Source organism: Peribacillus sp. NPDC058002 (assembly GCF_042886655.1).
Classification (GTDB): domain Bacteria; phylum Bacillota; class Bacilli; order Bacillales; family DSM-1321; genus Peribacillus; species Peribacillus aracenensis.
Window position 1 is genome coordinate 21,385 of sequence record NZ_JBHVQU010000006.1, and the last position, 11,834, is coordinate 33,218.

General features: G+C 36.9%; 8 protein-coding genes and 3 pseudogenes. 4 read left to right on the forward strand and 7 right to left on the reverse strand.

Annotated elements, in window-relative coordinates; translation table 11 throughout:
• The first annotated feature begins 15 nt into the window (after window positions 1-15).
• From ACFVSH_RS02555 to ACFVSH_RS02565, 3 genes and pseudogenes are all read left to right on the forward strand, one after another.
• Window positions 16-1,728 carry a sigma-54 interaction domain-containing protein gene (locus tag ACFVSH_RS02555; protein ID WP_387704705.1) on the forward strand — a complete coding sequence of 571 codons (1,713 nt, stop codon included), beginning with the start codon at window positions 16-18 and terminating at the stop codon, window positions 1,726-1,728.
• A 167-nt stretch (window positions 1,729-1,895) separates the two neighbouring features.
• Window positions 1,896-2,042, forward strand: a pseudogene (locus tag ACFVSH_RS02560) (DDE-type integrase/transposase/recombinase); the annotation flags it as partial.
• 212 nt (window positions 2,043-2,254) lie between these two features.
• Window positions 2,255-2,452: a hypothetical protein gene (locus ACFVSH_RS02565; RefSeq protein ID WP_387704790.1), complete on the forward strand. Its 198-nt coding sequence runs from the start codon at window positions 2,255-2,257 to the stop codon at window positions 2,450-2,452.
• Here ACFVSH_RS02565 and ACFVSH_RS02570 read toward each other — a convergent pair.
• The 4 genes and pseudogenes from ACFVSH_RS02570 to ACFVSH_RS02585 all read right to left on the reverse strand — a co-directional run.
• A pseudogene (locus ACFVSH_RS02570) lies at window positions 2,450-2,582 on the reverse strand (Tn3 family transposase); the annotation flags it as partial. The gene ACFVSH_RS02565 and the pseudogene ACFVSH_RS02570 sit on opposite strands and share 3 nt — an antisense overlap.
• Before the next feature lie 132 nt (window positions 2,583-2,714).
• Window positions 2,715-3,893 carry a M20 metallopeptidase family protein gene (locus ACFVSH_RS02575; RefSeq protein ID WP_387704707.1) on the reverse strand — a complete coding sequence of 393 codons (1,179 nt, stop codon included), beginning with the start codon at window positions 3,891-3,893 and terminating at the stop codon, window positions 2,715-2,717.
• Between the two features lie 85 nt (window positions 3,894-3,978).
• A complete protein-coding gene (locus tag ACFVSH_RS02580) occupies window positions 3,979-5,451 on the reverse strand; it encodes a sodium:solute symporter family protein (protein ID WP_387704782.1) in 1,473 nt (490 codons plus the stop codon).
• The gene (locus tag ACFVSH_RS02585) at window positions 5,448-5,642 is read right to left on the reverse strand and encodes a DUF3311 domain-containing protein (RefSeq protein WP_144551260.1); all 195 of its coding nucleotides are present in this window, start codon (window positions 5,640-5,642) and stop codon (window positions 5,448-5,450) included. The genes ACFVSH_RS02580 and ACFVSH_RS02585 overlap by 4 nt, the downstream gene beginning before the upstream one ends.
• Before the next feature lie 235 nt (window positions 5,643-5,877).
• On the opposite strand from ACFVSH_RS02585, the gene ACFVSH_RS02590 reads away from it, so the two are divergent.
• Entirely contained in the window at window positions 5,878-7,116 is a 1,239-nt protein-coding gene (locus ACFVSH_RS02590; protein WP_387704709.1) for a MerR family transcriptional regulator, read from the forward strand.
• Window positions 7,117-8,533: 1,417 nt separating this feature from the next.
• On the opposite strand, the pseudogene ACFVSH_RS02595 reads toward ACFVSH_RS02590, so the two are convergent.
• The 3 genes and pseudogenes from ACFVSH_RS02595 to ACFVSH_RS02605 form a co-directional block, all read right to left on the reverse strand.
• Window positions 8,534-9,010, reverse strand: a pseudogene (locus ACFVSH_RS02595) (glycerophosphodiester phosphodiesterase); the annotation flags it as partial.
• A 381-nt stretch (window positions 9,011-9,391) separates the two neighbouring features.
• The gene (locus ACFVSH_RS02600; RefSeq protein ID WP_387704711.1) at window positions 9,392-10,552 is read right to left on the reverse strand and encodes a nitrilase-related carbon-nitrogen hydrolase; all 1,161 of its coding nucleotides are present in this window, start codon (window positions 10,550-10,552) and stop codon (window positions 9,392-9,394) included.
• A 5-nt stretch (window positions 10,553-10,557) separates the two neighbouring features.
• Entirely contained in the window at window positions 10,558-11,826 is a 1,269-nt protein-coding gene (locus ACFVSH_RS02605) for an MFS transporter (RefSeq protein ID WP_387704713.1), read from the reverse strand.
• Window positions 11,827-11,834: the final 8 nt, after the last annotated feature.

Below are 11,834 nucleotides of genomic sequence, written 5' to 3' on the forward strand. Positions count from 1 at the left end.
AGGAGGAAAGGAAATTTGACTGCAGCATCTATCGGATCAATTATTAGAAGTTTTGTAGACGGGGTTATCGTGTTAAATGAAAAACACGATGTTTTATGGCATGACGTAAACGAAGACATCCCATTGGAAATCACAGAAGGTATTCCTATTACTGAACTCATCCCCTGTGAAGAAGTGAGGTTTGTAGATAATGAAACCTTTCCTATTACAATAAACCAAAAGAAATTCATTGTTGAAGTGAAGAATTTTTCTGCAGATAACCACTATATTATCTTGTGTATAGAAAACACTAAGGATTTAATGACAAATCCTAAGATGCGATTATATTGTCTAGAAAAAATAGTCGAATCTCTCGATGAAGGCGTGATGATGAGTGACCATGAAGGAAAAATCACCTTATACAATGTTGCGCAGGAGAGACTGGAAGGTTTAAATAGTCAAGAAATTATCGGCAAACATTTATGGTCAGCCTATAATTATAATCCGCAATATTCGGAGCATAAACATACATTTAAGACTGGAAAACCCATTTTCTCCAGATATCGGGCGCATTCGACGGTTAACGGAATTCCGAAATATGTAAATTACAGCACATTTCCCATTCAAAAGGATGGAGAAACGATTGCTGTTTTTTCACTAAGTACGAATGAATCAAAACTTAAAGATCGACTTCACCAAACCATTGAGTTAAAAAGGCAAAGTGTTGTTACGGATAAGAATAAACGTGATTTAAAAAATGGGACCACTTTCACGTTTAATCATATTAAAGGCGAAAGCCTTGCATTAAAAAACTTAATTAAGGAAGCGCAAAATATTTCTATTCATAATACCGATGTTTTAATCGTCGGAGAAACAGGAACAGGTAAAGAGCTGTTTGCCCAAAGCATGCATAACCACAGTCCAAGAGCAGAAAGTCCTTTTGTTGCGATTAACTGTGCGGCAATCCCTGAAAACCTGTTGGAAAGTACTTTATTTGGAACGGTAAAAGGAGCCTTTACCGGCGCAACGAACCAAATGGGACTGTTTGAATATGCCAAAAATGGCACCCTCTTTCTAGACGAAATTAACTCCATGCCGCTGACATTACAATCAAAGTTAATGCGAGTATTACAGGAGCGTTTAGTTCGAAGGGTCGGTTCCAATGAAGTTACACCTGTGGAGTGTACAGTCATCAGTGCATCAAACGAAGATCCGGAGAAACTGATTTCCGAAGGAAAAATGCGACTTGACTTGTTTTATCGGATTGCCCATACAAGTCTCTACATACCTCCTTTAAGGGAGCGAACAGAAGATATTCACTTTTTTATCGAATACTTTCTTGAGTTTAATCGGAAGAAATTTTCTAAAGCTGTTCCGGATTTTTCAAAAACATTACTTATGATTCTTCTACAATATCCTTGGCCTGGAAATACTCGAGAACTTGAGCATTTAATCGAAAATGTAATTATTCGGGTAAGCGAAGCCGATCAATCAATTGAGGTTGACCATCTCCCTGGTTATATGAGAAGAAAAATCTTTTCCGATCACACGTATAAAATCAATGAACAAAAAAATATGGAAAAGAAGCCTTTTAAGTCAATCTTTACGAATTCTCAAGAGCATTTTATCCAAAAGACATTAGAACAGACGGACTGGAACATATCAAAAGCTGCAAAAAAACTCGGGATTACCCGGCAAAGTATGCAGTATCATATTAAAAAACATGGTCTTGTAAAGCCGAAATGTTAAATTAAAACAAGCCCCTTTCACTAAGAAAAGGGCTTGTTTTTTTTGCATTTGATGCCAAAAAAGGTGGATATGCAAGTGATGTTTCAGAGAGGAACAACGCTTCTCGCTTTCTTATTGGGGTCCAGGTATATCGCCATCAAGTTAATATTTTAAAAGGTACGGCGGGTCATCCTAAACCAACAAATGACTCCTGGAGAGTCGATGAAACGTATATAAAAGTAAAAGGTCAATGGATGTATCTGTATCGTGCAATGGATTCCAAAGGAAACACGATTGATTTTTACCTCAGTAAAACAAGAGACAAAAAGGCTGCAAACGCTTCTTCAAGAATGATATTATCCCCTCTAGGTAGACATGTGCTTCAAAAACTAAGCTAAGAGAGATAAGTAGCATGATGGGCACAAAGGATATTAAGTGATTGAAAGAGAAGGTGGATTAAATGTACGTGATGTATATTCAATAAAGTACTACAACAAGGAAGGTTTCTTTGAACTGAAATTGGAGATCAACGAGGAAGATCTAGAGGTTGATTATAGAGGAGTACTTGCGGAGAAATGCATCTTTTGTTTTTGTTGAAGTTGAAATCATAAATAACCGTCCAATGAATTTCTTGCTCTACTCCAAGTGTAGAACTTATATTGACCCAGATAATCCCGAAGAAGACGAAGCACTGTTTGATGCTGAAGTAGAAATTACTGGAGACTATGACGGAAACCCATTCTAGTTGGCTATGAAAGTTTACAAGCCTTGTGTTTGCTTCCGTAATTGTTTCTGTCCGAAAATAATTTTGCTCAAATCCACGTTAAACGATCACGCTCTAAAGAGGGAACGCTGTCTTGGACAAGAGGCCATAAGAAAAAAATAACCCCCACCTTGAATGATGGAGGTTAAAGCTAATGAACCCTACGCCAGTCCACAGCTATAAAAACTGGGATATTTCTCAAATACCCCAGTGGTAATTCTCAATAACTTTGAAAACTTTCCCTTTACTTACAACATAATTCTGTTGCAATACCTACAAAATAATCGACCCCGTATTGTAATGCGGCCTCATCGATTTTAAATTTGGGGTGATGGAGTGGATGCGCTTCACCAAAATCTTCATGATGAACACCAATAAATTGCATCGAGGAAGGAACTTTTTGTGCGATGGCTGAAAAATCCTCTCCACCAAATAAAGGTTCCTCTACATGGATCACATTTTCTTTTCTAAAAATGCCTTCTGCTACCTCTCTTGTGATACGAACAGCCTCTTTGTCATTTACCACACTTTCATAGCCTTCATGCCAAACGATTTCATATCGAGCCCCGTGTGCCTCTGTAATACCTTTAACAATTTGGTTGACATAGTTTTTAGCTTTAATACGGATATCAGGGTCAATTGCACGAATTGTACCGCCAAGCACTACCGTTTCTGGAATAATATTGAGTGCACTCCCCCCATGGAATTGTGTAATAGAAATAACCGGTGAATTTAAGGCTGGTAGTTTTCTAGATACAATATGTTGAATGTTGGACGCAATTTCTACCCCCACCGCAATCGGGTCAACTGTTAATTCAGGTGTTGATGCATGACCCCCATAACCGATGACCTTAATCTCAAAGTCATCATTTGATGCACAGAGCACTCCTTCTCTCATGCAAATCGAACCGGAGCGTTCATATGGTGTGACATGAAGGGCAAAGGCATAATCAACGCCCTCTACAACGCCTTTTTCAACAAGCTCGATTGCACCTCCTGGAGGCATTTCCTCAGCATGTTGGAAAATAAATCTGATTTCACCGCCTATTTCATCTCTCTTTTCGGAAAGAACCTTCGCCGCGCCTAAAAGCATTGCGGTATGTGCATCATGTCCACATGCATGCATGACTCCAGGGTTCTTTGATCGAAATTCAATATTCGCTTCCTCTTGAATAGGAAGTGCATCCATATCTGCTCGAAAAGCAATGGTCAGCTGTTTTTCACTCGATTGTTTTCCCCCTTTTAGTACTCCCAAAACACTTGTTTTAGTTGGTCTTGTTACTTCTAATCCCGAAAACGTTTTCAAAAGATTGTAAACGTATTCAGATGTTTGAACTTCTTGAAAGGAGAGTTCTGGATTTTCATGTAAATACCTTCTCCATTTAACTACTTCATCCTTTACAGAAATTTGTATGGTTGCCATCTAACCTATCCCCTTTACCTTTTACTTACCTGATAATTTGTTGTAAACATCTTTCAATTGTTTCTCCATCATAAGAGAAGCATAATTAAGAATTAGCTCCCACGTTTTCTAGGTGATTTTCTGAAACTTTTTTTAATCTTGTTATAGCGCTAACTCCTACTGTAACAATCAAGTTAACCCCCAGCGCCACGATTCCGCTATCTATGTCCTTAATGACTTGTGGCAAGTGAGGAAATAATGTCGCAATGGTTGAATTAGTAATGGTCATTATGGCGACTGTTACGACTCCGGCGATGATTCCAGCAAATGCTCCTTGCAATGTAACAGGGTTCTTTTTCCATAAGCTAAAAAATAAAGATGGAAACAGCTGAGCTACAAATCCATAGGCCATAATTAATAACATGAAAATCATTTCCCCGCCTCTAAATGTAAAATAAACAGACAATAGTGCCAGTATCGGCACAGCCATGCGGGCAATACGGGCAATCTGTTGATTAGTTGTATCCGGTTTCAAAACTTTGATCACATTTTTCGCAACTAAAGTGGATGCAGTCATTAAAAGCATTGAACTTGGTACAAGTGCCGTTAATAATCCGGCTCCGCCTATGATTCCAATAAACCATGGGTCAAATGACTTTTTAGCTAGTTCGAATAAGGCTAAATCTGGATTTTTTAATCCGGGAACTACTAGAACTGCTGCAAAGCCAATAAATAAAACTAAAATTAGGACAATTTGATAAAGTGGCGTTAATGCTGAATTACGTCGCAAAATATGTGCATTTTTTGCGGTTAAACTAGCAGCAAACAAATGCGGCCACATAGATGCACCAAGGGCAAAAAGGATGCACGTTGAAATATACCAGGACAAACTGTAACCGGATTTAGGAAGAGTTAAAAAGTTTGGTTTAGCAGCATTAATTTTTTCAAACATGGGCGTGAACCCGCCATAATAATGATAGGGTAAGTAGATAGACATAACTAAGATGACAACTAACATCAAAATATCCTTTACAACCGCTGTCCACGCAGCACCATGTATCCCCGAAACCGTTACATAAATCGAAACGGAAACCGCCCCAATCCATATTGCAACCGCAGGTGAAATCATCCCGTAAGAAGCCTCTGAAACAATAATACCTAACCCTTTAAATTGCAAAACAAGGTATGGTATAAGGGAAATAATTCCTACTACAGCCGTAAGAACACCTAGTTTTGTGCTATTGTACTTGCTGACAAAGAAATCAGATTGGGTCAAAATATTGTTTTTCTTTGCATACTTCCAAATAGGAGGAAAGAACCAATACATAACAATGTAGCATAGCGAACTAAATACATAGATCATTGGCCCACCAAGACCATACGCCCCGCCACTTCCCCCAAGGAATGTATAGGTAGTAAAGTTTTCACCTGCCAATAACAGGAACACAATAATCGTTCCAAAGCCTCGACCGCCTACCGCCCACTGATCCAGATTCATTTCTTTTCCCTTTTTCGCACGAATTCCTATGTAAATGGAAAAAATGAGAAAAACTAAAATAATAAGGAGTGAAATATTCAGGATTCTTCACCATCCTCTTCAATTGGGTAAAGCAAATTGCTAATTCCCATACCTGCAGCAGATAGAACAAGCCATATGGCGGCCCAAAATATAATGAAGGGCATTCCTAAGACATATGGCTCTACTTTATTAATAACGGTTAAAGAGCCAATAAACGGGATAATCGATAACAAAACACATACTTTCTTCATAAATAACCCCCGCATAATGTAATAATTTTTCTTCCATTAAACCTTCTTATTTTCTGAGAAATGCATCCTCCCCTTGCTTATTTTTTGAAAACTTATTAAATTATTAAAAATTTTCTGTATAATTAGTTTAATAGATAGGGTTAACACAATTTCAAGCGCTATTTTTGCCGAATTTGTGAAAAAAAATGGAGTAACTCCATTTTTTGCTTTAACGGAATCAGCAGGAGGAATCTTTATGAAGATTGGACAGTTCGCCAAAAACTTTAATGTTTCGATTGATACAGTAAGACATTATATTGAAAAAGGACTTTTGATTCCCGAAAAAATAAACACACAATTTCAGATGAATACAATCTGTCTTGAAGACATGGCTTTGATTAATGAACTTAAGTTGTATCGTTTTTCGTTAAAAGAAATTCATAAAATCTTATCTTTTAAACGAATAACGAACAATGGGAATTATAGAAATATGAGCTACTTTAGAAACTTGCTTGTTGAAAAAAAGATACAATTAATCGAGGAGAAGAATCAAATTTTAAATGCGATTCATTCGATTGATACAAAGATAAATACCGATACATCTGAGAATTTGGAACAGGATAATAGGAATAAGGGTGTTCCATTGCTTTTTGTCCCCATTCTTTCTTGCCCGTATTGCCAAAGTAGATTAAGTTTACAAAATGCTTCCATACTGGGAGATCAAATCTTTGAAGGGAATCTGTTTTGTAGCTGCGGCTATCAATCGGAAATCAAAAAAGGCATTCTGTTCACAAGCAACCTGAAGGCGTCCCCTTTTAAATATTCCATTTATGAAATTGATCTTAAGAAATGGAATCCTAATTTTATTAGTTTACTAGAAAAGAGTAAATTATGGATGTATAACGAATTAACACAACAACTAATTGAAAATAAAATTGTATTAGAAACAAACATTGAAATGTCAATGATGTTACCAACATATCTCTCTTCCCTTTCTAAAAATACGTCATATATTTTTACGTGCTACTCTCTTGAATGGATTAAAACATTAAAGCAAAGCATTGAAAAACTTCACCCGGATTTATCAGTTCTTTACATTGTCAATAGCGATTTACACTTACCACTGACACATCATTCAATAGATATTTTTATTGATAGTATCTCCTTTTCTCAGTACTCTTTAATTTACAAGGAATCACCTGTTCAAATTTTAAAACAATATCTAAAAAATAATTCCTGCATAATAGGGAATGCTGTTTTTTATGAAGCGAATTCAAAGTCATTAAAAAATATTCAATCCATCTATCCGACGCCAAACCCGAAGGCATTCCAACCTTACTTTTTGGACGAAGAATTGCAGAAACATCATTTTACTATCTCAAGTAAGGAAATAGCAGGCTTCACGAAAAACCCTGGCAGCTATTTCTCGTATCATGATGAAAATGAAAAAATGAACTTACTGGCGTACAGAGCAGCCCATTCAATTTCTAAATAAAAAACAAGAGAGTATTCAAACGTTATACTCTCTTGTTTATGAGTAGGCCAAAAAGAACGAATTCTAGCCGTATCGCGGTTCGTTTTCGTTAGAGCACAGGATATTTGCCTCACAGGCACAGATTTACTAATGAAGAAAACCCGGAAAGAAATTGCATTTCTCTCCGGATTTTTTCGTTTATTACCTAGCTGATTCTGAAACAGGGTATTTACCTGCGCCTGTTTCAGAAAATGTGGACCGTGGAGGCCAATCCGAATTCGATGTTTACCTTATCCAGCCCTCTTTGGTTGAAGCGGCGAAACGAACCATGCCCTTGATATGACCCAACACGCTTTCTGCCGCTAATTTTCGCCGGGCACACAATTCATACATACCTCCTTATACTTTGTATACGAGACTATTAGGTACGGTCGCTTCACTCAGGCCTTATTTATTACACTCATCAACCTCCATATATAGACTTCCAAGAATCATATAAGTTCAAAGTCATCACTTCCATTGTCATCCAATCATCCCAACGAAATGAATCATCTACGGTAACCCCGTAAAACTGATATATCAAAATCCCTCTAACTTCAGCTCTTTTGGTTGATGCATCAAGTTTTTTTATAAAACTTCGCACCGATGATAATTTTCTTTCTTGAGTCCTTTTTTATACCAAGCATCTATCCATTTGTTCATAAAATGAGTATTTTACGCATAGTTAAGGACTGCCTTCTATATCCCCCTGATTATTATTCTCTCGTTTAAAATAACGATTTACCCTTTTGGATAAATCGTCATTTTAGAAAGTTATATTTTCTCAATTTCAAGAAAGGAGTGGAAAGCTGGGTGTATTTGATACCTCTTCGATCGAGTATGGCGTTGTGTTAATCTGTTAGCAAGCTTATCCGTAATTTGTGTTGACCTTTTTTCACTATAGTACTCAATTTGCCTTCTTGTATTTCCTGACCTATAAAAGACATTTCACAGAGAATTTTTATCAAGTCATTAATGTTATGATTGCTATTTATTTCTATACACTGTTCTAATTCTTCTTGAGTAAGTACTGACATTTCACCCGCAAATTTATAAAGTATGGTTCTAAGTTCTTAATTCTACCACCGTTTTCAGGTAATAATGATTGAAGAGCATATTCAGAATAAGAATATTTAGCTGCTTGAAAATCCTCTTCTTCAACTTTAGAATGTCCCTTATTGCTTCTTGTAACGCTCCTTTAAATAAAAATATAATATCACGAGGCCGTGGAAGTATTAAGTTTCGAACAAATTCTCAGAAAACCTTTGACTAATGAGAGAAGGCCAAAATAATGTAAGATGGGGGAAGAATTGATCGTGGTAATTGAAGAACAGCGAAAAAAATTTATAAAGCTGCTTCCCTTTAGTTCCATAAATAGAGTAGGAGGAGGCGCCTAGTCTTCAGCTTCACTTTCTTCAATCCCAGGATATAGCTCTGGAGCCTTTAATTCTACTAATATTCCAATTTTCCCGTGGTAACGATCAAGAATCTCATCAAATGTTGGGATTTGTTCACCAGCAAATTGCTCACCTTTCCAGCTGCCTGCATCAAGACTTCTTAGTTCTTCAAACGTGAAATCACCAACTTTTCCAGATCCATCCGTTGTACGATCAACTGTCGTATCATGGATAAGTACTAATTCTCCATCCTTGCTTCTTTGAACATCAATTTCAATATAATCTGCCTTCATTTTTACTGCTTTATCATAAGCAGCAATCGTATTTTCAGGTGCATATGCCGATGCACCACGATGGGCAACATTATCAACCTTTCTTAAGTCTCCTATTGTTATTGTTTCTGATGCAAAAGCTTGACTTAGTGGACTGAATAACAACGTAAACGCCACCCCCGCACCTGCTAATAATTTTTTGTTTATGTCACCATCTCCAATCTAAAATATGTATACAGCTATAATTATAGAAAAGAAATGTTGAAGAAATATGTTTATACTGTATTGGTTTTATATGTCTAATATCCTTTTTAACTCGAAATCAATCACCTGACACCCATTACAACAGAAGCCGTAGAAGCTACACGAAATATCTTAGTGATTGGACGTAAATAATTAAGAAACCCAGCTACCTTCTCATGAGAAGGTAGCTGGGTTTTAAAGTTGGTTGTGCAAAATAGCACTTAAAATATACGCAGATTATCGTGGAAATGACAACTTTCATTTGGATTGTCGTCTTTTTGTCATCGAAATAGGTGGCACCCCATTTTTAAAAACTCCACTCATTCTCAAATTATCAGCACTTTATTATCGACTGTATCGTACTTCAAACATTACGCAACCATCCGTTGACTTCCATGGACCATGTTGCATTCCGGGGGGACGTGAAGCCACCATTCCCGCAGTGAATATCTTATTTAAAGTTAAATCTATGACAGATCCTTCAACGACATATAGCTCTTCCCAATAATGATGCACTTGAACTCCATTAGGCGTCGTGTCTGTACCGGGTGCGAACTCCAAAATACGAACCATTTCCTGTGTTGACGAATTCTCTGAAATAACCCTTTGTGACAGCCCTTCTACCACCCCATCAATTGGTTCAAGTTTAAAATTCTTAAAGTCTGTGAATTCAATTTCAGGTCTCGATATTTTCTCCACTCCGTCTAAGAAGAATCTTAGGTTGGACCTATAGAGTGATGGTACACGACTACTAAAGATCGGAACATCTTTTCTGACTTGCGGGACAGTCTCTAAATTTAAAGTTGCTTTTAATTCACCAACTTCTTGATCTAATTTTTGAACAATGTCTCCCCATGGATCTACAATTTGTGAGCAACCTGCGAATTCCACTCCTAACTTTGTCCCCGCCACATTTGAAGCAACAACATACATTTGGTTCTCAATTGCGCGCGCACGAAGTAACGTATTCCAATGTGTTACCCTTGCAAGTGGCCATTCTGCGACGATATGTAACACTTGAATACCTTGTAATGCCAAGTCACGAATAATTTCAGGGAATCGTAAATCGTAACAAATAATAACCCCCATCTTCAAACCTTCAAGTTCAAATACTTCTACTTGATTATGACCGCCCGTTAAAAACTTTGGTTCATCTAACATCGGAACAAGGTGCATCTTGTCATATGTATGAACAATCTCACCCATTCGATTTACAATAACTGCACGATTAAAGATATCTTTACCTTCTAGTACTGCAATAGAGCCACCCACCAAGTTTACATTAAACTTCTTAGCCAGTGATTGTAAAAATTCAATTGATTGATTACCATCCACTTTACAGATTTCTTTCAATTCTTCTAACGCATAACCCGTAGACCACATTTCAGGAAGTACTACAACGTCCAAATCATCACTGTAGTTAGCTTCTAACCAGCGTTCAATGATTTTCCTATTCTCTTCAGGATTCCCAACTTCTATATCCATTTGAAATATCAAATAATTCACATTACTCACTCCTCAATATTATTTAGTAATGAAGTATCTGGTTTTACAAACAACCATAATATAGCTGCAATAAACACAGGGATTACTGTTACTCCAAGTGTGATATTCCATCCGAAATTTTCTGCTAACCATCCACATAATAACGGTGATATAAATGCTCCTAGATTTCCCCACAAGTTCATCCAACCTGAAACGGAACCTGAAAAGTTTCTGCCTAAGTCTGTAGCAGAGGCCCACGAACACACTACTGTGAATCCTAGTGAACCCAAGCATAATGATAGCCATAAAACATTCATATAGGGCGATACTGTCATAACAGCAAAGTACATTGAAATAATAAATACTATTAAACCTGATATAGCTAAAGTGGATCTAGATATTTGTTTTGAAAAACCTTTACGTACTAAGTAGTCAGAAAGAATACCACCAGTCATTACAGTTATCAGTATTGCTAACCAAGGTAGGCTTGCAGCAAATCCCATTTTACTTAATGAGAATCCTCTATCTTCCAGTAGATAGGTAGGTAACCAAACTAAAAAGAAAGTAATAATATATAAAACAACAAAGTATTGCAATCCTAACGCCCAAAATCTATAGCTTTTCAGAAAAGTATTCCATGGTGCTCTAACTTTGGCGGTATCAACAATTTCTCTGTCTTCAAGAATATATTCTTTTTCTTGTTCATTCACCAATTTGTGAATTTCAGGATAGTCTCGGGCTAAAACGTACCATACACCCGCAATGATTATTCCTATTATTCCAAAAATATAAAATACAGCTTGCCAACCAAAATATTGATATATATAAACCGTAACGATTGGGGCTATAACTGGTCCAAAATATGAACCTGCCAATAAAGCACTAGATGCTCTGGCCTTTTCATCTCTTCTAAACCAGTTTGTATTAAATACGGCGTTAGCTGGAAACATCGGGCCTTCACCTATTCCAAATAAGAATCTCACCATATACAGTAGACCGTGAGATTTAACTAAACCCGTCAAACCCGTAAATACTGACCACCATACTAGAGCAAAAGTGATCATTTTTCTTGGACCAAACTTTTCTGCCATAAGTCCTGCTGGAATTTGAACTAAGGCATAACCTAATGAGAATAATGATGCAAGCATACCAAACTGAACTTTATCTAAGCCTAAATCATCCATCATTGGTTTTGCTATTATTGAAATATTCGACCTATCCATGTAAGCGATTACACCAATGATAAAGAAAAAGAAAGCTAGTCCCCATCTAACTTTTGTTGGTTTCTTTTTCAAAAAAATCC

Excerpts from the sequence above, each read along its gene's own strand:
- ACFVSH_RS02585 (WP_144551260.1), bottom strand. The coding sequence starts at position 5,642 with ATGAAGAAAGTATGTGTTTTGTTATCGATTATCCCGTTTATTGGCTCT.
- ACFVSH_RS02590 (WP_387704709.1), top strand. The coding sequence starts at position 5,878 with ATGAAGATTGGACAGTTCGCCAAAAACTTTAATGTTTCGATTGATACA.
- ACFVSH_RS02575 (WP_387704707.1), bottom strand. The coding sequence starts at position 3,893 with ATGGCAACCATACAAATTTCTGTAAAGGATGAAGTAGTTAAATGGAGA.